The following is a 25177-nucleotide window of genomic DNA, read 5'->3' as shown; positions in this document are numbered from 1 at the left end:
TCTGAGGTCGAGTGCCTATTTGTCACTGATTTTCATTAGCTTGAAATATAGTGGTTGATTTGATTCAGCCTCAGTAACGATACATCTGAATCCAGACTTACTATACTCTAGCATTGCCTGGTAAAACTTCTGTACATATGGCGTATAGGCTTGATCTGGGATTAGGTGGCGTTGAATAGGGTTTATGCGGACAACAACAGTTTTCTTTGAAATCCGTACGAACTCATCAACAATCTTCATCCAATCTTTTGGATGGCAATAATGCTCTAATGCGTCAAAACAAAGAACCACATCGAATTCCGCCGCGTCAAACGGGTATGGTAACTTGCCTGCATCAAAAAGCCTGACATCGAGCCCAAGACTGTCAATAATCGGTTTATAGGGCCAGTCAGCTTCATTTACGTTTTCTACTGGAATGTCGCTATTCACCTGCCGCAATGGAGTTCCACCACCCACACGAGAGCTGAGCCCATCATTACTAAAATCGTTGCCGACGACATCATGGCCAAAATGCCGCAATACTTCCAGGGTCGCACCATGAGCCGTAGACATTTCCAGCACCCGCAACCTGTCCCCACTGTGCATCGCTTCAGGTAAAAAGCGAAGAACTCTGCTCCAAGCACGGCGAACGTTTTTGAACCGTGACAAATACTTTTTTTGCATGGAGTTTAGGTGGGTCGCATAGGCGACATCAGGCACCGAATATGGCTCTGAAAACTCTTCTGGTGGATAGTTTTGATAGGCGGCCAAATAGTCGTTCACTTCGAAATTGGCCATAGGCCTGCGCAGTGACCATGCTTCCAATTGCTCCTGGCGTTTTGCTTTCATTTCACTGACAAAACCTTGATAGCCCAGTCTATGACCTGTTGGGAATTTCCAGTCTCTTTCGATGAGCTGTTTTGCAGTTAAGTTTTTCCTCATATATTTCCCGTGGAATTAGCACCTGACAAGTGATCTATGGTGGCAAGGGTTACTGCGCTTAGGGACGGCTTAGTAAGCGTTCTATATGGTAATACATACCAAGCACTTGTTGCCCATCCTCTTTGCTGCATGAATCGCCGTTCCAGGTAACATGCCGATGATACACGGTTTGTTCAAGTCACTTTCCAGCCTAACGTACGAGGCTTTCTCAGGGTGAAGTCAAAATAACAGATAAAAATGCTCAATTCTTACGAGGTGAAACTGCAGTCGTATCTATTCCCACCTAGAGGGGAAAATATCTCGGCTTCGGTCAGAGCTCATCATGGAATACTTCACTTGATCATTTTTCACGGACATCTTTTTTGATTTCCTGTTGACGCGACGAAAATATTAAGTTCGAGTAGTCCAAAGTCATTATCTTTTTGGGTGGGTATTAATTTTGAGCATTTTCAATCGCGGTCGCAAAGCTTTGGCTTTAGCGGCGTTCTTGCTGGCAGCGACACCGACGCTTGCGCAAGAATACTACTCAACTTTGTGGAAAACTGCTGGACTTCTTCCTCCTCCTCCATCTGGGTACCCAGGGACAACGGGCGTTGGAGGATCTGCCAGTGAAGCGTGTAAGAATTCTGGTGCCCCGTTCCCTTGGATCTCTGGGTATCGTGGGGACAAGCTCTCGAGCGTCGAAAAAAACGAGAGTAGTTCTGGAAACCCAAGGGCGACTTGCGTTCAAGATGAACCAGCGACGGACCCCAATGCACCGTGGTCAATCGACGTAGTCCAAAAGTGCTACCGCTTTGACTCCTCAGGTAACGTGCTCAGCTCCACCTTGGGTGAATGCTCTCGCATGCATACCTGCTCGGTGGAGGGCAAGTCCGCAGGAAACCCAACAGTAATTAATTCTTTGACCAAGACGGAAGTCGCCTCTGACTGGATCTCACCGAAGGATGATCGCTTCCGCATTAAGCGGTACTATCGCTCTGATGATAAGATTGCCGGGCAGCATCACCTGCAATCCCCCATCCGCTGGTTTGGGGGCATATGGGCCGGAGAATTTAATGCCTTCTTGGCCACAGGGTTCGCAAACAACCTTGGTGCATCGTCGCCGGACTATGTGTTCAATCGCGGTGATGGTTTCTCATTCCTATTTGACGGGCTCTCAGGGTCGGTGCCGTTGTTTCCGGAAAAGAGCTACGAGCTCTCTGTTGATGCTACGGGCCGTCCTTTTGTGGCGGACGGCAAGGGGACAAAATGGACCTTTGAAGACACCTCTGACGACAAGAAAGCGTTGGAGCAAATAGAGTGGTCTGACGGCTACTCGATTACGTTTCTACGGGATGCGGCCGGACAGGTCGCTCAGTTTGAGGACAATCGAGGACAAGTTGCTCAGCTGACATGGGTGGAGGTCATATACGACCCGGCAGTCGGTGCTGTCCCGATGGTGAGTAAAGTCGAAATTGATCCCGAAATTGGGGCAACAGGCTTTACTCCTTCGGTTGAACTCAATTACGTATATAGCGCAGTTACATCTGATGGCACAATTGCGCAGCTCGATACTGTGCATATTGCAGATGTTGCACAATCAACCTCTGAACTTCAGCATGAGTATGACTATGTAGCTTCCACGACGCATCCGCTGCTCACAACTATTCATGACGGAAGGTTAAGGCCAAATGGGACCGATTTTCCTTATGCGGAGTTCACGTATCAGACCACACCCGCAGCACCGGGGTTTTCCGAAGTTGGTCCGAAGGTGGTGTCTACCCAACACTTTGGTGGAGCTGAGCGTCACGAGTTCGATCAAGTCTCAGATTTACTGACAAAGGTTACTGGTCCGTTAGGAAAGGTGGCTGACTACAATTATGTTACGCCGTTGCTCTTAGCTTCGGTCAACGGTCAGACCATCCGTATTCCGTTACATAAGACGCTTCAAACGATAGACGGCCTTCCAACCAGCAACTGCCTTGGGACAACTTTAACACCATCGTTTGGGACATCTTCATCTGGTGGAACGGGGCTTCCGCTGGGGCAAGTTGAGCGCAATGGAGCGAGCACAGTTATGTCCAGAAACGCGGCGGGACTTGTGACGCAGATCAATGAAGATGCGACCTCGGCTTCACCCCGTATCACGACCCTGACCTGGGATCCTGTTCTGAGGCTGCCCACACAGAGGCAGACCGACACGCTAATCGAGGACTTTACGTATTCCGCGGCAGGGCAGCTGCTAACCTACATTCAAACCGATAACCTTGCGGCCAGCCCAACATTCGGCACGACGAGAGAGTGGGACTACACCTATAGCCAAAACGCCTTGGGCCTGAGCTTGCTCACCACGGTCGATGGACCGGGATTGGTCGCGAATGGTGTGATTGACGAGACTAGCTACACCTACGACCCAAACGGTAATCTCGATACGGTTACAGACGCTAATGGTCATGTGACCGACGTGCTGACCCGCAATAAGGCCGGACAGCCGCTACATATTGCCCAGCCCGATGGGAATGAGTGGACAATGACCTACGATATTGAGGGTCGTGTACTCACAAGTAGTTTCCTACCACAAGGCGGGACTCCACAAACTCAGTCCTATTCCTATGATGAAGTTGGTCAAGTCGTGTCGATGACAAATCCCCTCGGAAACACATGGGTCTACGCCTATGACGAGGCGCGCAGACTTGTGTCAACTACGTCACCAGAAGGAGAGCTCGCGAGCTACACCTACGACAATATGGGAAACCGCACACGGACGGAGCATTCAAATGTCTCTGCTGGCATCGCGTATTTCGAGGATACTCAATATGATGAGTTGGGCCGATTGCTAAAAATTCTAGGCGCGAATGGTCAGATCACTGAGTTCTCTCATGACGTGGAAGATAATCTTGCAACGATCACCGACCCGCAAAACCTTGTGACCACTCGCGGCTTTGATGCATTAAACCGTCTGATCTCTGAAGTTGACCGGAACTCTGGGCAAGTTGGTCTTGCGCACAATGTTGACGACCAAATGACGTCTTATTCGGATCAACGCGGGCTCGTCACAAGTCAGATTTACAATGGCTTTGGTGATTTGATTCAAGAAATCAGTCCGGACAAGGGGACGACAACCTACACCTATAATAGTCGCGGATTAATGGCTTCCAAAACGGACGCCCGCGGGATTTTTGTTCAATATGACTATGACAATTCTGGTCGGCCTACGAAGATTGACTATCCCCCCGGCGGTAAGGGCGATAGCTTCTTCTACTATGATCACCCGTCGAAAGTTGAAACAACTGGCAAGCCTTCCCTAACCGTCGTCGATGGGCGTCGTATTTTGTACACCTATGCGTACTACGCTGATGGCCCAATCTTTGGGCAGAGATTTAAGTATCCAAACAAGCTTGCGTTCTCGCAATACGTAAAGGAAGATACCGCAGGCAACGTGAGTTGGATCCAATACCCGTCTACCAGAAGGGTGTACTATGAGTATGACGACGACAATCGGATCACGGCCATTAAGCAGCAAGCGCCTGGCACCAATACGATCACAACCATTGTCGATCAGATAACACATCTGCCGAACGGTCCAGTTGCGTCGATGCAGTTTGCGGATGGATTCACGCGGACATTCACCTATGATCAGAGCTACCGTCTGACTGATGTTGTGGATACCGATGGTGTCACCACGTTGCAGGATACCGATTACGGCTATTCCACACGCGACAACCTGACATCCACTGTCGATAACCTTCTGCTCAGCCAGTCAGAGACTTTCACATACGAGGCGCGGGAGTTCCTTGCCTCCGCCGTTGGCGACTATGGGACGCTGGACTATAGCTATGATCTCGTCGGCAATCGCATTTCGCGGATGGCAGCTGGGGTCACGGACAGTTACTCCTATGGGGCAACGAATAACCGTTTGGACTCTGTCTCACGGGCGAGTGCCGCAGTCAGAACTTTTACCCATGATGCGGCAGGAAATGTGACCTATGACGATCGCTCGGGCACCGGCTACGGCTATGATTACGATGCAGCAGGGCGCATGGATACCTTCTCGATATTTGGGGTGGCTCAGGAAGAGTATCAATATGATGCCGTTGGCCAACAGGTTGTGCGCCGGTTGACACAAGACGGAGTTGAACACCACTCGTTCTTCGGTCCTGGCGGGCAGCGGATATCTGAGTACGAGGTGCCAATCGGGACGAAGACCAAGACGCTGCTTCGGGAATATGTCTGGCTCGGCGATATACCCGTCGCCGTGATTGAGAACAGCCAAGTCTACTACGTGCGTGCGGATCACATCGGCAAGCCGATATTCGCGACCGATAGCTTGGGTGCGAAGGTGTGGGAGGCAACATACCTGCCGTTCGGTGGTGTGCATACGTCCACAGGTACTCCGATGAACCTGCGGTTCCCCGGTCAGTGGTTCCAGTCTGAGAGCGGGCTGCACCAGAACTGGATGCGGGACTATGATCCGACTCTCGGGCGCTACATACAAAGTGATCCGCTTGGATTGGTCGATGGGTCAAGCGTATATGGATATGCAATGCAGAACCCGGGGAGATACGCTGATCCTAGCGGGGAGCAGAGTTCGCCTTTTGGGTTCCCACGAAAACTCCCAAACTCCTCAGGCGGAGCTCAATGCGGTGACCCGTGTGAGTCATTCCGCGAACGTGTGAGGCAGGCGAAAGCGCAGAAACCAAAAAAGTGCGTACCCAACGATAGTGTGATAACCCTATTTTACAAGACTAAGCAATGGGGAGAATTATGCACAGCTAGAAAAGAACGGGATGCTTATTGCCCTCCAATAAACGGTCTTCCAGGCGATTTTAGTCCAGAAGGCGAAACTAACAGAAGAGTAAAAGACTGCAGTAACTGGACCAACTGCAACAGCCTCCTAAGACGAAAGTCTTTCGGACTTTTCGGTAGTCTTCGTTAGAATGTGAGCTAAGCGTGAATATAATAGAAAAAAAACATCTACTCGAGTCAATCATTGATGACTACGATTTGCAAAATATTGACATCAAGCACAAGAAAGGGGCGTGGTCTCAAGGCTTGGTCGAAGTCATGAACGGTATGGGTTTGGAACGACTAAGCGATATTTCTGTAACTGATTTTGAGCGAGAGACCTTTTTAATCGCGGATGCCAGTTCTTCTGAAGGAGTTTCTCTGATCGGTCTAGCTATGCAGCGTTCTTTGGAAACTGACCGGTATGAATTAACCGCGCTAACTTACTTGCTTTCTCAAAGTAAGAAGTATGCAACAACTCCGATAACGGAAAGAAGCAAGTTCTTCAAAACTTATCTGAATCAAGCGCAAAAAAGCTCGTTTTTGTCTTATTGCAAATTTGTCATTGGGTCATCTGGCCACCACGACAAATGGTTTTGGAAGAATGTTTCTGGTATTTAGGTTTTCTTTTATGTGAGGGGCCATTGTTTCCTAGACGCTCGTCTCGTTCATTTTCCCTTTGCCTAGTTTCTTAGTCAACCGACGATACACACGGACATTTACTTATGAGCAGAGCTACCGTCTGACTGATGCGGTGAACACCGATGGTGTCACCACGTTGCAGGAAACCGATTTCGGCTACAGGCACTCCGATGAATCTGCGCTTCCCCGGCCAGTGGTTCCAATCTGAGAGTGGTTTGCACCAGAACTGGATGCGGGACAATGATCCGACTCTCGGACGCTACGTCCAAGGCGATCCGCTTGGATTGGTTGATGGGTCGAGTATCTATGGATACGTGTGGCGACCCTGCTTAATATTGTGGCCCACAGGAAGATTATTCAGTGTGGATTTCAAGCTACTAAAATCAAAAAAATTCCGGAGTTCGGAAATGGAAAACTTGGAAAAGATACTGAAACGATACCGGCACTTAGAATGCTGTGCCGAATGCAATCTAATGGACGCGAATAGTCGCTGTTTGAGCAATGAGCCAACGGTAGCAGAGCCTCTTTGGCTGTGCCGTTCATCCACTGGTCATAATGCTCTGGTGCGAGGATTGCTTCGACCGACGGCTGTGAGGTAGCTCTCAAAGCAGGCGGAGATGGCCAAGCTGTGCACGCTTGACCACCCCCATACTCCCAAGCGGGAGCATCGTAAGAGGCTATCGGCTTTCAAGTCGGAGCCGGAGCCAGTCTAGCACTTCACTCTCTAACCATCCCACTCGGTTTGGGCCAAGTTGTATCCGTTTAGGGAACTTCTGGGCTTTTTCCAGCCGTGAAATGTGTTGAGGCGAGTATAGAACTAATTCCTTCACCTGCTTCTTCGATAGTATCCGCATCACGATCTCTCCTTGATTGAAGAGCATCGCGACGCCCTAGGGGTACGAAGACCTAGGCGAGGAAAGGCTAGACTGTTGCGAACTGCTCACCTAGGCAAAACCCGGCAACAGACTGTTTCGCGTGAATGTTGGGCATCCATTCAAGCGGCAGTAGTCACGTTGCGAGTAGGTCCGTCAAATACTCATCATGTGCAGCAACCGCAGCCCGCATCTCGTCCAGGTACGAATGACGATTGTATACGGCAGCCACGCCACTGATCGTCCCCGAAATATGGTTTAGCAGCTTCTCGGTCACATGAATGGGCGTGCCCAAACGCGCTTGGTTGGTTGCGAAGGTCCGCCTGAGATCATGCAGCGTAAAATGCGCGAGGCCTGTTTCCTTGACCAAACGACGCTGAGCGCGTGACCATCCGCTAAAGGGTACGTCGCTCAGGGCAGTCCCAAAGACGTGCACCTCTCCGCCATCGATGTAGTGCAGTAATTCAATGGCTTGCGAACCAAGCGGGACCGTATGAGCCCTTTTGTTCTTCGTTCGATTACGAGAAAAGACCAGCGTATCAGTTTCGACCTCTGACCATTGCAGATCGGCTATCTCGCCACGGCGCTGTCCGGTCATTATCAGCAGGCTCACGATGTCATGGAAACGATCTCCTTGATGCATGAGTGTATACCGCAAAAGCAGCTTAAGCTCCTCGTCACATAAGACGCGTTCGCGCGACTGAGATTTGTGTGGCCTGCCCAATACAGAAAGCGGGTTGGAAGTAAGGTGTTGTCGTTTCACCGCCCAGTTAAAAAACACTTTGAGCGTAGTGAAGGCATAATTCTGGCTTGATGGGCTTTTGGTGTATCGCTCAATTGCACGTAGGATTTCGCCCTGGGTAATCTGCGAAATCCGGCCTGAGAGCTTCACTTGTTTGAGGTACAGCGAATAGCCCTGCAAGGTGTTGCCTCGCAAGCGTAGTCTACAGTCTTCCAGATATACCTCAACCAGATCTTCGAAATCATACTCTTGGTTTGGCGTTTCCAAGGATGCTTCGGTGGCCATGAACAGTTTGGCACGCTTCCTGGCTTCTGCCAGCGATAGGGCTGGGTATCGCCCGAGGGTCTTTAGCAGTCTGCGCTCGCCATACATCACGACGTATGATTTGCTCTTGGTTGAGCAGCGAATGCCAAATCCCGGTGTAACCTCATCCCAATGCGTCACTTGCCCGGAGGTGGGTGATTTCAGCTTCTTTACCGACAGGTCAGTGAGGCGCATCTTCATTTTAGTCTCTTTTTAGTCTCATGAATCGTGTACGTAATAGGGGGTCGGTATGTTCAGCTATGCTTACCTAAAAACCCATAAGTCACTCATTTTATATACTTTTGATGTATCTATGTAAATCAGTGTTCAGCTATTAAGCTTGACTACGAATCAAGGGGTCGGGGGTTCGAATCCTCCCCAGCGCGCCACTTTCCTTATCCGCCAATAGACCCATCGGTTGTCCGCGAGTGACAACGCGTTTGCCCTTGTTGGATGATTGTCGTCCAGACGATCTGATCACTTTTCATAAAAACTACAGCGGCGTGCCTGCGAATTGCCTCAATTGTGAAGGACTTTCATCGAAGTTTAACCCTGCTCGTGGACCAACATCGCTATGCGAATTTCCGAATATCTGAACGCATCTAACGCAACTGTCACGATTGAAGGTGTGCGATGAGCATCTTCGCTGCGGTCTTTAAACGCATTCAACTGTTCTTCTTTGCGTTCACGCTCGCGGCGAGTTCTATGATGTTCGCTGGAATGGCGTCAGGCAAGCTGGAACGTGGCGAGGTATATATGGGTCTTGCTGAGAAATTCGCGACTTACTTTGCATCCAATACCACCTTGATGGAAATGATCGCGGGTGGTGATCAGCTGACCGGACTAGACGCACGACCCAATAGGGGCGGCTATAGCTCAGTCGGACCTTCGATCTCGCGTAGAGAGGGGCCGCAAGCCGCGCATAGCAGCTTACAGGCGCTCCGGCAGCGCCAGATACAGCATGTGATCCAATCTGAAGATCATTATACCGGCGGTTAGAACGCCACCTCGACGTCTGGCAGGCGCAGCGCCTTCATCAACTCACGCACTTCTTGCCGCGCAGCAATGTTGGAGATGTTGAGGTTCTTTACCCCGGTATCGCCCAAGTCCAGCAATGTCAGGCCGCGTGGAAACAACTCGCGGAAAATAACCCGCTCCGAGAAGCCGGGGGCGACACGAAACCCGATGCGCTTAGCCAAAGCGTCTACTGCATCTGTGATCTTTTTCTTATTGTGCATGCGCTGGGTGCCAACGCGGTTACGCACCACGATCCAGTCAATCGGCGAGAGACCGGCCTGCGCGCGCAATTGGCGCGCCTGCCATACCATCTCGGCATAGACTGAAGGGCCGATGATTTTCTGCGTTTCTGGCTCGATACGAGCCAGAAGGTCGAAGTCGATGAAGCTGTCGTTCAGCGGCGTAACCAGAGTATCTGCCAGCGAGTGCGCCACCTGGCTCAGCCGAGTGTGAGAGCCGGGGCAATCGATAACGATGAAATCAAAGCGGCCTTCCATGCCTGCGACTGCTTCCGTTAGGCGGCGGTCATAGATGTTTTCACCTGCGCCAAGAGAGGCCGGATCAACCTCAGGTAGTTCGACGATTTCTGGGCAAGGCAGGTTGAGGTCATTCTTGTTGGAATAGCGTAAGCGGTTTTCGCAATACCGAGAGAGACTGCGCTGACGCAGGTCCAAATCTAGCGCGCCTACAGTGAAACCGGCGCGTACAAGCGCGGTGGTCACATGCATGCAATTGGTGGATTTACCCGATCCGCCCTTTTCGTTGCCAAAGACGATGATATGCGCGGCCATGTTCTGTCCCGTATTCTAGTGCGTGCCCCTTGCTGGGGTTTGAGGCGGTTATAAGCACGGGGCGGGACGAGGGGAAGCAAAACCGGCGCAAAGTTTGCAGTCCATAGCTCGATCCAATTATGCTGTGATTTATTCTCTTTGAGGTGAGTTTGGAATTTGCGATGCGATGCCGACCCGCGCCTTAAATTCCAACGGATTGTTTTGGCCGTTGTTGACAAGTTTCTTCGGCGCGAAGAAGGTCGGCAATCGGCACAAAGGGAACGAGTTAAAGGAGATCAGCATTTCACGAGCCGAACGCCTTTTGAACTTGGTTGAGGAATTCCGAAGCCATCGGCGACCTGTTTCCGGAAGCGATCTGGCGGAAACTCTGAACGTCTCAATCCGCACGCTCTATCGCGATATTGCGTCGTTACGCGCGCTTGGTGCCAGCATTGAGGGCGAACCGGGCGTTGGGTATATTTTGCGCTCAGGCTTCCTGCTACCGCCGATCATGTTCACTGTCGAGGAAGTGGACGCGCTTGTTCTTGGCTCGCTTTGGGTTGCAGACAAGGCAGATAAGCCCATGGCCGAAGCGGCGCGTAAAGCCATGGCACGTTTGACCGCTGTCCTGCCGGTTGAACTGACTGATCGCGTTGAGGCAAAATATCTGGAAGTCATGCCGAGCGGCCATGCGCGCCAAGAAAGCGTTGATATATCTGCGATTAGGCAGGCCATTCACTTGGAGCGCAAGTTGAGCATTGGCTATGCGGACGCCGCAGGCAAACCGTCGGAGCGCGTCATCTGGCCGTTTTTTATCAGCTACATGGATGGCGGGCGTTTGATTTCGGCTTGGTGTGAATTGCGCGATGACATCCGGCATTTTCGGACGGACCGTATGGTGTCGTTGTCGGAACTGCCAACACGATACCCGCGCCGTCGTCACGATTTGATTAAGCTCTGGCGAGAGCTTGAGTCCTCGGAGGTGCCCCGCAAATGACTACTGCCACTTTCTGACATGTGGCTTAGTTAGGCTGCCTTTGTAACCCGACGAACACAAAGGATGTCACGCAATGGAACACGATCAGATTGATGCAACGATCAACGCAAACAACACAGCAGTTGCCACAGGCGACATGGAGGGCGTTATCGCCACTTTTGAGCCGAACGGGGTTTTGGTTGGTCAACCCGGAGTGATAGCCCAAGGAACGCCAGCATTGCGTGAAGCGTTCAAAGGGTTCATGGCGATTAACCCTCAGATTTCAGTGACAAACCATGAAGTTGTTCAAGCCGGTGATATCGCCCTTCACTCATCCACTTGGAAAATGACAGGACAAACACCAGATGGTTTTCCCATTGAGCAGTTCGGGTTTTCAACCGTGGTCCTGCGCAAGCAGGCCGATGGGCGCTGGTTGATGGTGATCGACAATCCGTTTGGGGATCACCTTGTGCAAGGACGCTGAGTGGGGTCGAGCCTCCGCATAGACTTAAGGACAGAGACAAGCGGATCTTCTAGGAAGGTCCGCTTTGTTTCCGCACATCTGATGCTTTACAACCGCCTCCGTATCAAAAAAAGCCGCCCCCCGAAGGGTGCGGCTTTGATCTGCGTCGAAGGGTGTGGCTCTTAGAATCCCAAACCTTCGTATTTGTTTTTGAACTTGGAGACACGACCGCCTGTGTCGAGCAGACGCTGGTTGCCGCCAGTCCATGCTGGGTGCACGGAAGGGTCAATGTCCAAAGAAATCTGGTCGCCTTCAGCGCCCCAAGTGGATTTCATTTCAAGCACTGTTCCATCGGTCATTTTGACGTTGATGGTGTGGTATTCTGGGTGAGTATCTTTTTTCATGACAGTTCCCCTTACGCCTTAGGCGCTTTGTAGTTGGAATCCTCGGCGATACGAGCGGATTTACCGCGACGCGAACGCAGATAGTACAGCTTGGCGCGACGAACGCGGCCACGACGCACAACGGTGATGCTGTCGATGTTGGTGGAGTGCAGTGGAAACACACGTTCCACGCCCTCGCCGAAGGAGATTTTGCGCACGCAGAACGAACCGGCAATACCTTTGCCGTTGTTACGTGCGATGCAAACGCCTTCGTAATTCTGAACACGGCTACGTGTACCTTCGGTCACTTTGTAGCCAACGCGGATGGTGTCACCCGCTTTGAAGTCGGGGATATCGTGCCCCAAAGCGGCGATTTGTTCCGCTTCTAGTTGTGCGATCAGGTTCATCTGAAACGCTCCTTTTCTGATCCCGGTTTACCCGGAGAATATGTCTCGCGTTCTAAGAGCTCTTGGTTTTCTTCCGGGTCCGCCCCCGTTTCCGAGAAAGCGCCCGCCAGAGATTAGATCGACGTTGCTTTGTGCGCCCAAGCTTTGCATCCACAATGTGCACCGAAAAAAGCGCGTTGGATGGCCAATAAAACAAAGGCTCCGGTCAGTATTCTGATTCCAGATTGGCGGGGTATAGGAGGGTTCGCCGCGTAGATCAAGCGGCCATCACCCCAGACACGATTTTTAGCGCAATTCGCAGCGGAACGGTTGAAGCGCGTACCTGCACGGCCCATCCTTGAAGGAAACATACCCAAGGAGCGTCCCATGACACAATCAGACAAAAGCAACCGCCGCATCGTTCTGGCCGAGCGCCCTCAGGGCCTGCCGGACGACAACACCTTGCGCCTTGAGCAGACCGACATCCCCACCGCAGGTGCAGGCGAGATGCTGCTGCGCACAGTCTACCTGTCGCTTGATCCTTACATGCGCGGCCGGATGAACGACGCAAAATCCTATGCCGAGCCGGTCAAGCTGGGCGAGATCATGACGGGGCAGGCGGTCGCACAAGTCGTCACCTCCGACGTCAAAGGCTTTGCCGAAGGCGACTACGTGCTGTCCGGCAGCGGTTGGCAGGATTACGCGGTCTCGAATGGCGATCAGGTTTTGAACCTTGGCGCTGATCCGGCGAACCCGTCATGGGCTTTGGGCATCATGGGGATGCCGGGCTACACTGCTTACGCGGGCCTGCTGAAAATTGGCGAACCCAAGCCGGACGAGACAGTTGTTGTCGCCGCCGCCTCCGGCCCGGTGGGCGCCACCGTGGGCCAGATCGCCAAACTCAAAGGCTGCCGCGTAGTGGGTGTTGCGGGTGGTGCTGAGAAATGCGCGCATGTGGTCGACAATCTCGGGTTTGATGCGTGCATCGACCACAAGGCCGACGACTTTGCGGCCCAGCTGAAAGACGCCTGTCCGGACGGAATCGACGTCTATTTCGAGAATGTCGGAGGCAAGGTGCTGTACGGCGTGCTGCCCCTGCTGAACCCGTTCGCGCGGATGCCTGTGTGCGGCATGGTGGCTTGGTACAACCTGCCGGGCTTGCCAGATGGCCCTGACATGGGACCGGTCATCATGGGCACAATCCTGCGGATGAAGGTCAAGGTTCAGGGCTTCATCATCTTCGACAGCTTCGGGCCGGAGACTTACAAAGAGTTCGCCGCCGAGATGACCGGATGGCTGGCCGACGGCAAAGTGAAGTACAAAGAGCAGGTCGTTGACGGTCTGGAAAACGCGCCCGCCGCGTTGAACGACCTGCTCGAAGGCCGCAGCTTTGGCAAAATGGTGGTGAAGGTCTAGCCTTCACCCTCTTCGCGCTTGGCCCACAGATCGGGCCGGCGCGCTTTGGTCAACGCTTCTGATTGCTCGCGACGCCACGCATCGACTTTTCCATGGTCGCCGGAGGTCAGAATATCCGGAACCCCCAAGCCGCGCCACTCGGCGGGGCGGGTGTATTGCGGGTGTTCCAGCGTTATACCGTCGGAGAAGCTTTCGTCCTCAGTCGAGTCCGCATTTCCCAGCACATCCGGCAACAAGCGAACGGTCGCGTCGATCATCGCCTGCGCTGCGATCTCGCCGCCGGTCAGAACGAAGTCACCCAAGCTGACTTCGTCGATTTCGTAGTGATCCAATACCCGCTGATCCACACCTTCAAACCGCCCGCATAGCATGGTGATGCCATCGGCTTCCGCCCATTCCGCTGCTTTCGCTTGGGTAAAAGGTTTGCCGCGCGGTGACAGGTAGACCACCGGCCATTTGGCGCGCTCCGATGTGCCGCGCTTGGCGAAGTCCAGCGCCTTGCCGACGATATCGGCCCGCAGCACCATGCCAGCACCACCGCCATAAGGCGTGTCGTCTACATTGCGGTGCTTGCCTTCGCCAAAGATGCGCAGGTCGATTGCGTCCAAAGTCCACTTGCCCTCTTGCAGCGCCTTGCCTGTCAGCGACGCCCCCAACACCCCCGGAAAAGCTTCCGGGAACAGCGTTATGATCTTGGCGGCCCAAGCGCCCTTAAGGCGTGTTGGTTCTGCCATCAGATCGCTTGGCGTGAGCGAGGCGGAAATGGTCTTGCGACCATGGGATCTGGACGGGATGCTCATGCTAATCCAGCAGGCCTTCCGGCGGGTCGATGATGATGCGCTTTGCGGCAAGGTCGACCGTCGGCACCGCGTCAAGCGTAAAGGGCAGCAGGACCGAGCCTTTGAGGCTTGGACCGCGCAGCTCCAGAATGTCGCCCGCTCCGTGGTTCAGGACCGCTGCGACTTTGCCAATAACCTCGCCGCCGGTATCCAGCACATCCAGCCCCATCAGGTCGGCGTGGTAATATTCGTCGTCTGGCAGGGAGGGCAGCAAGTCGCGGTCTGCCGACAGTTTGACACCGCGGAGCGCGTCCGCCTCGTCCTTGAAGCGAATGCCGGACAGACGGGCGGCAAAGCCGTTTTTGACCTGACGGGTGATCTTCAGCGTGTAGTCCACGCCGTTGTCGCCCGTGAGTGGGGAGTACAACGCGATATCCTCGGGGGTGGCGCAGAAGCTTTTCAGCCGCACCTCGCCTTTGACGCCGAAGGATCCGGCAATTGCACCGACAACGATTTTATCTTTGCTCATTCTGAACGTGCTCCAATGCAAACCCCGTCGACCATGGCACCGCCCGCATGGGTGCAGCGGCCTTCCGACAGCCCGCGCTCTACCTTGAGCCCGCCATAGAAGGCCAGCCCCATAAACACCAGCGTGAACAGACGTCGGATCATGTGTCGAGCCCCATGGCATTGGCGATCAGCCGGTAGTCGGCCTCGGGGATTGTAAATTTACCTTGGCGGAATGCCATCCCCCAATGGCTGGGGCGGGGGACAAAGGACAAGTCCTCCAAGAGCGGACGCACGGGAACTTCGATCACGTCGTCAAACTCCGCATCCCGCACCCATGCAGGCAGGCCGGTCATGTAATCCATCTGCCGCGGGGCGTCGCCGGTGATGGTGGCGTGGCCCACGAATGCCTGCACTGGGTCGCCGTCAAACTCGGTCTTTGGCGCGTAGAAGATCACCTTGTCGCCCACATCCAGATTGCGCACGGCGGCTTCCTTGCCGTAGCTGAAGGCCACAAAGCCCTGCCGCTTGCCCGCCGCAACATGGGCCGCATGGACGACACCTATGACGTAACGCGGGCTCATATGCTTCGGATATCCAGCGAGGCGGCGCGCGCTTCCCAGCCTTCGCGCAGCAATTCGGGTGTCTCGTGGTCCGCTTCGGGGTAGCCGATGCAGAAATAGCCGATCAGGGCCCAGTCCTTGGGTACGTCGAGATCATGGCACAGCTGCGCAGGGTCCAGAACAGAGACCCAGCCAAGTCCCAACCCCTCGGCACGCGCGGCGAGCCAGAACAGGGTGACTGCGGACACCACCGAATAGCGGCGCATCTCAGGCATGGAGCCTGCCCCTAGGCCGTGACCTTTGGTCGTAGCTTCGTCGCAAAAGACCGCAAGTTGCACCGGCGCTTGGTCCATGCCCGCCAGTTTCAGTTTTGCGTAATTGTCAGCTTGGTCTCCGTCATAGCGGGCAAGGGCCTCGGCATTGGCGACCTCGAAATTGGCGCGAGCGGCGGCGCGCGCTTCGGCGCTCTCGACACGCACGATGCGCCAAGGTTCCGACAGGCCCACGGAGGGGGCATGCGAAAATGCGTCGAGGCACCGCATCAGCAGTGCCTCGTCCACGGGTGTGGTGCGGAAGCGGCGCACATCGCGCCGCCACCGCATCAACTCATATAGCTCGTCCCGGAAATCCGGTTCGAATTCACGCATTGCTCAAGCGCAGATTACTCTGCGGATGCTTCAGCAGCAGCTTCTTCAGCTGGTGCTTCTTCTGCAGGAGCCTCAGCCGGAGCAGCGGCAGCTTCAGCAGCGGCAGCAGCTTTTGCGGCTTTCTCTTCAACGCGGTCCTGAGCTTTCTTGCCCGGCTCGCCTTTTTTCAGGTTAGCGCGCTCTTTCTTCTCGATAACACCAGCAGCTTCGAGGAAGCGGGACACACGGTCGGAAGGCTGTGCGCCTTGGTCGAGCCAGTATTGCACGCGTTCCATGTCGAGCTTCACACGCTCTTCGCTGTCTTTGGGCAGCAGCGGGTTGTATGTGCCCAATTTCTCGACGTAACGGCCGTCACGTGGCATGCGCGTGTCGGCTGCGACAACACGGTAGAAGGGGCGCTTTTTGGACCCACCACGGGCCAGACGGATTTTCATTGCCATTGTGTAGTTCTCCTTAAGATGGCTGTGCCGGACAAGTGTCCGAAATTATTGAAACGTTTTATGGTTTTGGATGACTTCCCGAATGATGAAATTCAGGAAGGATTTGGCGAATTCGGGGTCCAGATCGGCGCGTTTTGCCAAGTCTTCCAGACGGTTGATTTGTTTTGCCTCACGGTCGGGATCCGACGGCGGCAGGTTATGCTCGGCCTTCAGCTTGCCGACGGCTTGGGTGTGCTTGAACCGCTCGCCTAACGTATAGACAAGGATCGCGTCCAAACGGTCGATGCTGGCGCGGTGCTCTTTCAACAGCTCGGCGGCTTTTGTGACGGCATCAGTCAAGTGCGAACCCTTTCGGTTTGAAGGCAGGGTCTTGGTAATGGCTAACTTCCATGGCGATGCCGTGGGACAGTTGCGTGTCGTTCAGCGCAGCGGGGGCAGGGTGGCGGTAGACCGCGTCGTCATCCCCGATTGATTTCGCTTCTTTGTCTTTCACGCAGCCCAGACGCTCGGCCAGACGGACGGAATCCAGATTGTAGGGGTCAAGGTAGCTGACAGCACCTTCCCAGCCGGAATTGTAGAAATAGCGGCGTGCGGCGTCGACGGCTTCCAGCGCATAGCCTTTGCCCGCAACTTCGGGCCAGATGATCCAAGCCAGTTCGCGCTCCGGCCACATGGCGGGTTGCCAGCCGCCTGCCATGCCAAGCGTGGCGTCGGTTTCTTTGTCGTGGATCATCCACATGCCGAAGCCGCGAATTTCCCAGTGGCCGATTTCGGCCGCATAGAGCATCCACGCCTCATACGGGTTCAACGGCCCGCCCATGTAGCGTGCGCGGAAGCTGGTGAAGGTCGCCTTGAAGTTAGGATAGTCCTGAGGCTCCGGCCCTTTCAGGACCAGACGCTCGGTTTCCAGCACGGGGATGTCGCGGTGGCCCATTACGCGGCCTCCGCGCTAAGGTGGCGGTAGACATTCATCGCGCCAAATGCCGGGTGATCGAGCGTGCGCTCCCACGTGGCACCCATGCGTTTGGCCACGTTGGCGGAGCCCTCATTACCTTCGGCCACGAGGCTGATCGCGGTTTTCCACCCCAGTGTTTTGTAGGCGTAGTTGCGGGTCGCTAAACCGGCCTCGGTCGCGTAGCCGCGTCCTTCGAAGCCGTTCATCAGGTCCCAGCCTAGTTCTTCTTCGGGCCATGCGTGGGGATACCATGGGCCTACCATGCCGACGAACTTTCCGGTGGCAGTCTCGTCCACGCCGAACCGACCATAGCCTCGCAACGTCCAGTGGCCGATCTCGCTTGCCAGCGCGCGCCACGTCTCGTCCGGACGCTTGGGGCCACCAACGAAGCGGGAGCGGTCGCTCTCATAGAACTCGGCCAGCGGCTCGAAGTCGCTCAAGGCCAAGGGGCGCAGCGTCAGGCGCTCTGTATGAAGGGTGGGGGCGTTCATTTTTTTTTGCCGAACCCTGACAGGCCGGGGGGCAGCGCGCCGCCACCCATGCCGGGCATACCACCCATTCCGCCGGGCAGCTTCGCGCCCATCTGCTTGGCGGCGGCTTCCATGGCCGCCGGGTCGTTCATATCGGGCATGCCGCCCTTGCCGAACATGCCTTTCATGGCCTGTTTCAGCATCCCGCCTTTGCCCATCTTCTTCATCATATCGCCCATCTGGCGCTGCATCTTCAGAAGTTTGTTGAGGTCGGAGACCTCCATGCCAGACCCCTTGGCGATGCGCTTCTTGCGCGACGCCTGCAAAAGCTGCGGGTTGGCGCGTTCGCGTTTGGTCATCGACTGGATCAGGGCAATCTGCTGTTTCAGCATCTTGTCGTCCATACCAGCCTCTTTGGCCTGGCCTGCCATTTTCTTCATGCCGGGCATCATGCCCATGAGGCCTTCCATCCCGCCCATCTTGAGCATCTGCTCAAGCTGGTTTTTCAGGTCGTTCATGTTGAACTGACCCTTCTGGAAGCGCTTCATCATCTTCTCGGCCTGTTCGGCCTCGATGGTTTCTTGCGCCTTCTCGACCAAAGCGACGATGTCGCCCATCCCGAGGATGCGGCCTGCGATGCGGTCCGGCTCGAACGTCTCCAGCGCGTCCATCTTTTCGCCAAGACCGACGAACTTGATCGGTTTGCCGGTGACTGCGCGCATAGATAATGCAGCACCGCCGCGACCGTCGCCATCCATACGGGTCAGTACCACGCCGGAGATGCCGATTTTGCCGTCGAACTCCTCAGCCACTTCAACGGCGACCTGACCTGTCAGGCCGTCGACGACCAGCAGCGTTTCGCGCGGCTTGACGATGTCGCGGACGTCTTCGACTTCCTGCATCAACACTTCGTCGATTTGCAGGCGGCCCGCAGTGTCGAGCATGTAGACGTCGTAGCCGCCCAAGGTCGCCTGCTGTTTGGCGCGTTTGGCGATGTCGACGGGCTTCTCGCCCTTGACGATGGGCAGGGTGTCGACGCCGACCTGCACGCCAAGGATCGCCAGCTGCTCCATCGCCGCAGGGCGGTTCACGTCGAGCGACGCCATCAACACGCGCTTGTTGTTCTTCTCTTTTAGCCGCTTGGCCAGCTTGCCGGTGGTCGTGGTCTTACCGGAGCCTTGCAGGCCCACCATCAGGATGGGGGCGGGGGGGCTGTCGATCTTCAGCTCGCCGGGTTCTTCGTTGTCGCCCGCCAGCACATGTTTCAGCTCGTCATGGACGATCTTGACGACCTGCTGGCCGGGGGTGATCGACTTGGTGACGTTCTGACCGGTGGCCTTGTCGGCCACGGCTTTAACGAAGTCGCGGGCCACGGAGAGAGAGACGTCGGCTTCCAGCAAGGCGACACGCACCTCGCGCAGGGCGGTTTTGACATCGTCCTCGGACAGCGCGCCTTGCTTTGTGAGCTTATCAAAGACGCCGGAGAGGCGTTCGGACAGGTTCTCAAACATGGGCTCTCGGCTCCTTCATTCTCACATGTGATCCCTACCTAAGCACGGACCGGCTAAACGACAATTGCCCCGCCACTTGTCACAAGTGGGTCCAAACAAGCAGTTTGGCCCCCACGGGCGCGACGCGCTGATGGGGGGCGATCCCTGCACAAGGCGGGGACCGGAAGTCTGGTGCTTCCGGATGTTGTGGGCGAGTTACGCTGTGGGGCCTTTAGAGTCAAGCCACGCGTTGATTGTGTTTGCCATGACCTGGTGGTCGCCGAAATTATCATAAACCTGCGTTAGCGGATGGATGCCGGCACTTTGGCCGTCGGGAAAGATCAGGGCCACACGATGAGTGTCGCCACTGTCACCTGAACTGCTTTGCACGATGGCTTGCCCAATTTCGTCAAGACTGTGCTCGATCACGGATCCACCAAGCAGTGAACGCCGTCGAATGATGAGTTTGCCTTCTGGTCTGAGGAATAGAGCCTGCGTGCGGCGACTAAAGGGGACCAGCATTCCGAGGGGACCGAGCCCGATCACCATGATGACCAGGCCCATTAGCTCGCCGCTCAGGAAAGTAGATATTCCAATGCCAATAAACAGCAGCCCGCCCGCAGCCAAGACGAGTGATGTAATCCAAGGGCGGTTTTCAACAATGAGTTGTTCGGGGATATTGCGGGTCACTTTCATAAGCCGGACCTTATCAAAGGGGTACAGATTGAGAAGGGTTTGCCGGCGAGTGCAACGCGAGTTTTACTTGCAAAATTAAACGGAACTGGAGTTACTGCGGGAAGTTCGCGCGTTATTGCACAAATATTAGGAGGCGAAGCCCATGGATATCGACAATTGGGACGAGTACCGGACGGCTTATCAAGTGGCCCGCCTTCGCACAGTTAGCGCTGCGGCCGAGGTGCTGGGTGTGCACCATGCCACGGTGATCCGGCATATCGACAGCCTAGAGGGCAAGCTAGGGGCGAAGCTATTTCAACGTCACGCGCGCGGCTACACGCCTACGGAAGCCGGCGAGGATTTGTTGACTGTTGCGGCTGCCACCGAAGATCAGCTGACGCAGCTTGCCGGGCGTATCCACGGTCGTGGGGCATCGGTCTCAGGTGATCTCATCGTCACTTGCCTGCCGCAGATGTCGCCGTTGATGGCGCGGACGATTGCGAAATACCAAGCTGACAATCCCGACATCCGCGCTGAGCTGATCGTCGACACGCGTCCGCTGCGCCTTGAGTATGGCGAGGCCCATGTGGCAATGCGTGCGGGCGCACCGGGGGATGACCTTGACAATATTGTCCAAGAATTGGCGAAAATGCCAATGGGGCTTTATGCGCATAAAGACTACATTTTCCGCCACGGACCTCTGAACGGGATCGAGGATATCCCCAACCACCGTTTTTGTAGAGTATCTACCCTGAACGTGCGTGCGCCGTTCATGCGCTGGATTGGGGAGCACGTGCCGGACGAGAACGTGGTCTACAGATGCTCCGACACCAATACCGTCCAAGACGGAGTCATCGCAGGGGCAGGGATTGGTTTCCTGCCGGGATATATCGGCAATGCGCATCCTGACATGAAAGAAGTGTTGCCATCTGATCCAAGTTGGTCTTCGACGTTCTGGTGCGTGACCCATGTGGACTTGCATCGGACCGCCAAGGTGCATTCCTTTGTGACCTTCCTTAAAGAAGAAGCTAAGGGCTGGGCCGACCTCTAGGAACCAGAGTGAGTTTGAGCGTTGATCCCAGAGAAACTAGGAATGGTGATCCTTTGACACCGGCGATGCGTGGCCATGCAGCGATGCTGCTATTTTCCGTGCTGGTCGCGGGATCGTTTTCGCTGGGGGCGCTGGCCGCCAACGAGATTGCACCAGCGGCGCTGAACGCCGTGCGTTTTGCGATTGCCGGTGTGGTTATTGGCATAGCCGCATTGGCGACGACGGGAATTCCAAGCTCCGCGCTGGCGGCGCCATGGCGTTACCTTGTTCTTGGTGGGCTGTTTGCGACGTATTTTGTTTTGATGTTCGAAGGTCTGAAAACAGCACCGCCGGTTAGCGCGGCTGCAGTCTTCACGCTGACACCGCTTTTGTCGGCAGGGGCGGGCTATTTGCTACTGCGCCAAATATTAACTCCGCGCATGGCCTTAGCCCTGACACTTGGGGCCGCAGGGGCCTTGTGGGTGATCTTCAAGGCCGATTTGGCGGCATTTTGGTCTTTTGAGGTCGGACGGGGGGAGGCCATCTACTTCGTCGGCGTTGCTGCCCATGCTTTTTATACACCGCTGATCCGGAAGCTAAATCGAGGCGAACCACCGGTGGTTTTTTCCTTCTTTACCATCCTTGGAAGCTTGGGGCTTTTAGTCGTTTGGGGGTGGTCGGATTTATGGAACACTGATTGGGCCTCCATGCCGCCGATTGTTTGGGTGACTATCCTGTATGTGGCGATTGCAGCGTCGTCGGTAACGTTCGTTTTGCTTCAATACGCAACGCTTCGCCTGCCGTCGTCAAAGGTGATGGCCTACACCTATCTGGTTCCGAGCTGGGTGATTTTGTGGGAGTTGGCGCTGGGTGGTGCGAGTCCTCCGAGACTGGTCTTCGCAGGGGTTGCGTTGACGGTTCTGGCTCTGGTGCTGCTGCTGAAGGACGAGCAGGATGGAACCAAATTGATATAAGCGCATTATCCTTGAGACGCTGGGACCAGTGACCAGCAAAATTTTTAGGAGTAAGCTATGCGCAGTATTATTTATGTGATCGGATTGATCGTCGTTGTTTTGGCCGTTTTACGGCTGGCCGGCTTGGCTTAACTACCAAGCTCCCGATCTAAAAAGCGCTCGAAGGCGTCGAAATTCAACGCCTCGAGCTGGCCGAAGCTCTCGATCCACACGATAGCTTCACGCATCGCCTGCGGCTCCAGCTTGCACCATTTTACCCGTCCGCGTTTTTCCTGAGAAATCAGGCCAGCGCGGGTCAGAATGGTCAGGTGCTTCGAGATGGCGGCCAGCGACATATCGAATGGTTCCGCCACATCGGTGACGGCCATATCGTCCTCCAACAACATCGTAAGGATTGCGCGGCGTGTGCCATCAGCCAAGGCGGCGAATGTGATGTCGAGGGCATTTGTCATGGCCCATGTCATAACGCCGAAGGAACCTGACGAACAGATGCTACAGGTTTGGGGCGCTTGAAGATTGCGATGGCAGCTCCATGCGTAACCGCTCTACTTCATCACGGGAGAGGCCGATGTCACGGTACAGGTGATCGGAAAGATCCGAGGGGATTTTCCTGTAGGTGATATTTTTAGACAAATACATTAGCTCGCGCAAACGCGTTAATATCGGCATCATCGTTCCTATTTTCTATATTTTATAATTCTTTGTGTTGAGAAACTCGCTGAAGTTCAATTTCAATTGCTTGACAAGTTACGTGCCTAAAAGTCACGTATAATAATGTTTCGCCCCTTGCCCCCACTCAATGCGTTGCGCGCATTCGAATCCGCTGGTCGTCATCAGAGCTTTTCTGGGGCGGCGACCGAATTGGGGGTTAGCCATTCTGCGATAAGTCGCCATGTTCGCGGACTCGAACACCGATTAGGTACCCAGTTGTTTCGCGATTTGCCGCGGGGGGTCACATTGACTCAAGCGGGTGCGCGGTACTTGGCGCAGGTGACCCCTGCCTTGGACGCGATCTCGGAAGCCACTGAAGTGTTTCACGATCGACCTGTGGGGCGACTTGTTGTGAATAGCGAGCCGCTGTTTGCTTCAAGGTTTGTGGTGCCGCGACTTGCCGATTTCTATGACCGGTACCCCGAAGTTGAGCTTCGAATGGAGGCCAGCCAGCAGTTGGCAGATATGAGCCGCTATGAGGCGGATCTGGCAATCCGGTCTTATGCATCGGGGGTGCCGGAGCATGCCAGCGATTTGATCAGTGACGCGAAGTTGTTCGTCTATGGCGCGCCGTCCTTGATTGGGGACGGCTTGGGTCCGCCGGAGGATGTTCTCAAGTTCCGCAGATTTCAGGATAGGCGCGGCAATCCATGGGCTGAATGGGCGCAGCTGGCCGGGGTAAGCACTGCTGAGTTTGTAGCGCCGGATTGGCGAATGCGCTCCCCTTTGGCGTTCGAGGCCGCCTTGGCAGGGCAGGGTCTGTTTTTGTGCGCGGAAGACGTTATGGCAAACGTGTGCGCGAAGGGCGACATGGTAAAGTGCTGGCCGATAGGGTTCAGGAGTGGAAGCTATCATTTGGTGGCCGGTGATGGCGTGCGTCGCAGCGCACCCGTTCGTGCGTTTCGAAATTGGCTTTTGGATCAGGCACTACAGTTCCGGTCGACGGAAGGCTCCGGAAATTCTTAACCATTTGGTTAAATGATGATTTCACGGGAGTGGCGCCTGCGGCGTGGTGTCCAACTTCTCGCGAGAGTCATTTTTATATCATCTAATCAATATCTTAATGTGAAATTCATGCTGCATTCCATCCAATTGACTCTAAGCGCCCGGCGGCCTATCCCTCCTGCAAACCTCCCGAGGGGTGTCTTTTGATGACCAATGACCCGAATAAGGCCCAGCTGGATGCGCTGAGCGAGCGGATCGAAGGGCTCAAGAAAACCTCTCAGGCTGAAAAGCCAAGGGGGGACGAGCACTATTCGGGGGCCCAGCAGGGCTGGCGCATGGTGACAGAACTTGTTGCCGGTCTCGGGATCGGCCTGACCATCGGATACGGCCTCGACTGGCTGTTCGGCACATTGCCGATTTTTCTGGTGATCTTCACATTGCTGGGCTTCGCGGCCGGGGTGAACGTCATGCTTCGCACCGCCAAAGAGGTCCAAAACGAACACGAGGCCAAAGCGGCCAACGAGAAGGACTGAACAGATGGCGACAGAAGCTCACGGCGCAGAAGACGGCGGTCTGGTTTTTCACCCGATGGACCAATTCATCGTCAAACCGCTGTTTGGCAATGGCGATGTCGGCGCGTTCACGATCACCAACGTGACATTGTGGATGGCCCTGACGGTTGTTTGTATCATCGTTTTGCTGGTCTTCGGCACCTCGCGCCGCGCCATCGTGCCATCGCGCAGCCAGTCCATCGCCGAGATGATGTATGGCTTCGTCTACAAGATGGTCGAAGACGTTACCGGCAAGGACGGTGTGAAATACTTTCCGTATATCATGACGTTGTTCATGTTCATTCTGGTATCCAACTTTCTTGGTCTGCTGCCAATGGCGTTCACCACCACCTCGCATATCGCCGTGACTGGCGTGCTTGCGATGTTCGTGTTCCTCGCGGTCACCATTCTGGGTTTCGTCAAAAACGGCATGGGCTTCTTGGGCCTGTTCTGGGTTTCGTCCGCACCGCTGGCGCTGCGCCCCATTCTGGCATTGATCGAGGTCATCAGCTATTTCGTGAGGCCCGTCAGCCACTCCATTCGTTTGGCAGGCAACATGATGGCCGGTCACGCCGTTATCAAAGTATTCGCGGGCTTCGCAGCCATCGCGGCAATCTCACCCCTGTCCATTCTGGCAATCACCGCCATGTATGGTTTGGAAATTCTCGTAAGCGGTATCCAAGCTTACGTGTTCGCAATTCTAACCTGCGTGTATCTGAAAGATGCGCTGCATCCTTCGCACTAAGGTTACGAAGACTAATCACCTCAATTCCATCGTAAGGAGA

30 protein-coding genes are annotated in these 25177 nt (G+C 54.9%); 12 read left to right on the top strand and 18 right to left on the bottom strand.

Translation table 11 applies throughout. From position 1 onward, the window contains the following. Positions 1 to 15: 15 nt before the first annotated feature. Positions 16 to 921, bottom strand: coding sequence for a methyltransferase domain-containing protein (locus BCF46_RS04630; protein ID WP_121022142.1), 906 nt, complete (start codon positions 919 to 921; stop codon positions 16 to 18). Between the two features lie 901 nt (positions 922 to 1822). Between BCF46_RS04630 and BCF46_RS04625 the strand changes: the two genes are divergently transcribed. From BCF46_RS04625 to BCF46_RS20160, 3 genes are all read left to right on the top strand, one after another. Further along, positions 1823 to 5836 carry an RHS repeat domain-containing protein gene (locus BCF46_RS04625; RefSeq protein ID WP_170157861.1) on the top strand — a complete coding sequence of 1338 codons (4014 nt, stop codon included), beginning with the start codon at positions 1823 to 1825 and terminating at the stop codon, positions 5834 to 5836. Positions 5837 to 5850: 14 nt separating this feature from the next. Further along, entirely contained in the window at positions 5851 to 6306 is a 456-nt protein-coding gene (locus BCF46_RS04620; RefSeq protein ID WP_121022138.1) for a hypothetical protein, read from the top strand. A gap of 143 nt (positions 6307 to 6449) precedes the next feature. Next, entirely contained in the window at positions 6450 to 6926 is a 477-nt protein-coding gene (locus tag BCF46_RS20160) for an RHS repeat-associated core domain-containing protein (RefSeq protein ID WP_121022136.1), read from the top strand. Between the two features lie 78 nt (positions 6927 to 7004). On the opposite strand, the gene BCF46_RS04610 is transcribed toward BCF46_RS20160, so the two are convergent. Both BCF46_RS04610 and BCF46_RS04605 read right to left on the bottom strand, forming a co-directional pair. Continuing rightward, on the bottom strand, positions 7005 to 7181 hold the full coding sequence (locus tag BCF46_RS04610) for a helix-turn-helix transcriptional regulator (RefSeq protein ID WP_121022309.1): 177 nt from the start codon (positions 7179 to 7181) through the stop codon (positions 7005 to 7007). Between the two features lie 154 nt (positions 7182 to 7335). Next, a complete protein-coding gene (locus BCF46_RS04605) occupies positions 7336 to 8445 on the bottom strand; it encodes a tyrosine-type recombinase/integrase (RefSeq protein ID WP_121022134.1) in 1110 nt (369 codons plus the stop codon). Between the two features lie 432 nt (positions 8446 to 8877). Here BCF46_RS04605 and BCF46_RS04600 point away from each other — a divergent pair, with 432 nt between their 5' ends. Then, positions 8878 to 9243: a hypothetical protein gene (locus BCF46_RS04600; protein WP_121022132.1), complete on the top strand. Its 366-nt coding sequence runs from the start codon at positions 8878 to 8880 to the stop codon at positions 9241 to 9243. On the opposite strand, the gene BCF46_RS04595 is transcribed toward BCF46_RS04600, so the two are convergent. Continuing rightward, positions 9240 to 10052, bottom strand: a complete 813-nt coding sequence (locus BCF46_RS04595) for a division plane positioning ATPase MipZ (RefSeq protein ID WP_121022130.1) — start codon at positions 10050 to 10052, stop codon at positions 9240 to 9242. The two genes, BCF46_RS04600 and BCF46_RS04595, sit on opposite strands and share 4 nt — an antisense overlap. A gap of 208 nt (positions 10053 to 10260) precedes the next feature. Here BCF46_RS04595 and BCF46_RS04590 point away from each other — a divergent pair, with 208 nt between their 5' ends. Together BCF46_RS04590 and BCF46_RS04585 are read left to right on the top strand one after the other, a co-directional pair. Beyond that, positions 10261 to 11028 carry a helix-turn-helix transcriptional regulator gene (locus BCF46_RS04590; RefSeq protein ID WP_211332766.1) on the top strand — a complete coding sequence of 256 codons (768 nt, stop codon included), beginning with the start codon at positions 10261 to 10263 and terminating at the stop codon, positions 11026 to 11028. Between the two features lie 73 nt (positions 11029 to 11101). Then, on the top strand, positions 11102 to 11491 hold the full coding sequence (locus BCF46_RS04585) for a YybH family protein (protein ID WP_121022128.1): 390 nt from the start codon (positions 11102 to 11104) through the stop codon (positions 11489 to 11491). A gap of 161 nt (positions 11492 to 11652) precedes the next feature. Here BCF46_RS04585 and rpmE read toward each other — a convergent pair whose 3' ends face one another. Then, a complete protein-coding gene (gene rpmE, locus BCF46_RS04580) occupies positions 11653 to 11874 on the bottom strand; it encodes a 50S ribosomal protein L31 (RefSeq protein ID WP_121022126.1) in 222 nt (73 codons plus the stop codon). Positions 11875 to 11885: 11 nt separating this feature from the next. Beyond that, on the bottom strand, positions 11886 to 12260 hold the full coding sequence (gene rplS, locus BCF46_RS04575; RefSeq protein WP_073142406.1) for a 50S ribosomal protein L19: 375 nt from the start codon (positions 12258 to 12260) through the stop codon (positions 11886 to 11888). Between the two features lie 366 nt (positions 12261 to 12626). On the opposite strand from rplS, the gene BCF46_RS04570 reads away from it, so the two are divergent. Beyond that, complete coding sequence (locus tag BCF46_RS04570; RefSeq protein ID WP_121022124.1) at positions 12627 to 13655, top strand: NADP-dependent oxidoreductase; 1029 nt, start codon at positions 12627 to 12629, stop codon at positions 13653 to 13655. Here BCF46_RS04570 and trmD read toward each other — a convergent pair. The 11 genes from trmD to BCF46_RS04520 all read right to left on the bottom strand — a co-directional run bounded on the left by trmD (position 13652) and on the right by BCF46_RS04520 (position 20202). Next, positions 13652 to 14455, bottom strand: coding sequence for a tRNA (guanosine(37)-N1)-methyltransferase TrmD (trmD, locus tag BCF46_RS04565; protein WP_121022122.1), 804 nt, complete (start codon positions 14453 to 14455; stop codon positions 13652 to 13654). The two genes, BCF46_RS04570 and trmD, sit on opposite strands and share 4 nt — an antisense overlap. Before the next feature lies 1 nt (position 14456). Continuing rightward, positions 14457 to 14963: a ribosome maturation factor RimM gene (gene rimM, locus BCF46_RS04560; RefSeq protein WP_121022120.1), complete on the bottom strand. Its 507-nt coding sequence runs from the start codon at positions 14961 to 14963 to the stop codon at positions 14457 to 14459. After that, positions 14960 to 15106 (bottom strand): hypothetical protein, encoded by a 147-nt coding sequence (locus tag BCF46_RS19710; RefSeq protein ID WP_170157860.1) that lies wholly within the window; start codon positions 15104 to 15106, stop codon positions 14960 to 14962. The genes rimM and BCF46_RS19710 overlap by 4 nt, the downstream gene beginning before the upstream one ends. Beyond that, the gene (locus BCF46_RS04555) at positions 15103 to 15525 is read right to left on the bottom strand and encodes an EVE domain-containing protein (protein ID WP_121022118.1); all 423 of its coding nucleotides are present in this window, start codon (positions 15523 to 15525) and stop codon (positions 15103 to 15105) included. The genes BCF46_RS19710 and BCF46_RS04555 overlap by 4 nt, the downstream gene beginning before the upstream one ends. Further along, positions 15522 to 16151 carry a 5,6-dimethylbenzimidazole synthase gene (gene bluB, locus BCF46_RS04550; RefSeq protein WP_121022116.1) on the bottom strand — a complete coding sequence of 210 codons (630 nt, stop codon included), beginning with the start codon at positions 16149 to 16151 and terminating at the stop codon, positions 15522 to 15524. Before bluB ends, BCF46_RS04555 begins: the two co-directional genes overlap by 4 nt. A gap of 14 nt (positions 16152 to 16165) precedes the next feature. After that, on the bottom strand, positions 16166 to 16591 hold the full coding sequence (gene rpsP / locus BCF46_RS04545; protein WP_073142425.1) for a 30S ribosomal protein S16: 426 nt from the start codon (positions 16589 to 16591) through the stop codon (positions 16166 to 16168). 45 nt (positions 16592 to 16636) lie between these two features. Continuing rightward, on the bottom strand, positions 16637 to 16930 hold the full coding sequence (locus BCF46_RS04540) for a chorismate mutase (protein ID WP_121022114.1): 294 nt from the start codon (positions 16928 to 16930) through the stop codon (positions 16637 to 16639). Next, a complete protein-coding gene (locus BCF46_RS04535) occupies positions 16923 to 17525 on the bottom strand; it encodes a GNAT family N-acetyltransferase (RefSeq protein WP_121022112.1) in 603 nt (200 codons plus the stop codon). The genes BCF46_RS04540 and BCF46_RS04535 overlap by 8 nt, the downstream gene beginning before the upstream one ends. Next, a complete protein-coding gene (locus BCF46_RS04530) occupies positions 17525 to 18037 on the bottom strand; it encodes a GNAT family N-acetyltransferase (RefSeq protein ID WP_121022110.1) in 513 nt (170 codons plus the stop codon). Before BCF46_RS04530 ends, BCF46_RS04535 begins: the two co-directional genes overlap by 1 nt. Beyond that, positions 18034 to 19527 (bottom strand): signal recognition particle protein, encoded by a 1494-nt coding sequence (ffh, locus tag BCF46_RS04525; protein WP_121022108.1) that lies wholly within the window; start codon positions 19525 to 19527, stop codon positions 18034 to 18036. The genes BCF46_RS04530 and ffh overlap by 4 nt, the downstream gene beginning before the upstream one ends. 195 nt (positions 19528 to 19722) lie before the next feature. Continuing rightward, the gene (locus BCF46_RS04520; protein ID WP_121022106.1) at positions 19723 to 20202 is read right to left on the bottom strand and encodes a hypothetical protein; all 480 of its coding nucleotides are present in this window, start codon (positions 20200 to 20202) and stop codon (positions 19723 to 19725) included. A gap of 142 nt (positions 20203 to 20344) precedes the next feature. Between BCF46_RS04520 and BCF46_RS04515 the strand changes: the two genes are divergently transcribed. Both BCF46_RS04515 and BCF46_RS04510 read left to right on the top strand, forming a co-directional pair. Beyond that, positions 20345 to 21232 (top strand): LysR family transcriptional regulator, encoded by an 888-nt coding sequence (locus BCF46_RS04515; protein WP_342768411.1) that lies wholly within the window; start codon positions 20345 to 20347, stop codon positions 21230 to 21232. Positions 21233 to 21297: 65 nt separating this feature from the next. After that, entirely contained in the window at positions 21298 to 22185 is an 888-nt protein-coding gene (locus BCF46_RS04510) for a DMT family transporter (protein WP_425454408.1), read from the top strand. Positions 22186 to 22313: 128 nt separating this feature from the next. On the opposite strand, the gene BCF46_RS04505 is transcribed toward BCF46_RS04510, so the two are convergent. Beyond that, positions 22314 to 22637: an ArsR/SmtB family transcription factor gene (locus BCF46_RS04505; protein ID WP_121022102.1), complete on the bottom strand. Its 324-nt coding sequence runs from the start codon at positions 22635 to 22637 to the stop codon at positions 22314 to 22316. A gap of 322 nt (positions 22638 to 22959) precedes the next feature. Between BCF46_RS04505 and BCF46_RS04495 the strand changes: the two genes are divergently transcribed. The 3 genes from BCF46_RS04495 (at position 22960) to BCF46_RS04485 (ending at position 25137) form a co-directional block, all read left to right on the top strand. Next, the gene (locus BCF46_RS04495) at positions 22960 to 23862 is read left to right on the top strand and encodes a LysR family transcriptional regulator (RefSeq protein WP_121022098.1); all 903 of its coding nucleotides are present in this window, start codon (positions 22960 to 22962) and stop codon (positions 23860 to 23862) included. Positions 23863 to 24047: 185 nt separating this feature from the next. After that, positions 24048 to 24374: an AtpZ/AtpI family protein gene (locus tag BCF46_RS04490; RefSeq protein WP_121022096.1), complete on the top strand. Its 327-nt coding sequence runs from the start codon at positions 24048 to 24050 to the stop codon at positions 24372 to 24374. A gap of 4 nt (positions 24375 to 24378) precedes the next feature. Then, positions 24379 to 25137 carry a F0F1 ATP synthase subunit A gene (locus BCF46_RS04485; protein ID WP_121022094.1) on the top strand — a complete coding sequence of 253 codons (759 nt, stop codon included), beginning with the start codon at positions 24379 to 24381 and terminating at the stop codon, positions 25135 to 25137. Positions 25138 to 25177 lie beyond the last annotated feature (40 nt).

Origin of the sequence: Litoreibacter meonggei (assembly GCF_003663885.1) — a bacterium.
Classification (GTDB): Bacteria; Pseudomonadota; Alphaproteobacteria; order Rhodobacterales; family Rhodobacteraceae; genus Litoreibacter; species Litoreibacter meonggei.
This window is presented reverse-complemented; position numbering and strand designations above follow the sequence as displayed.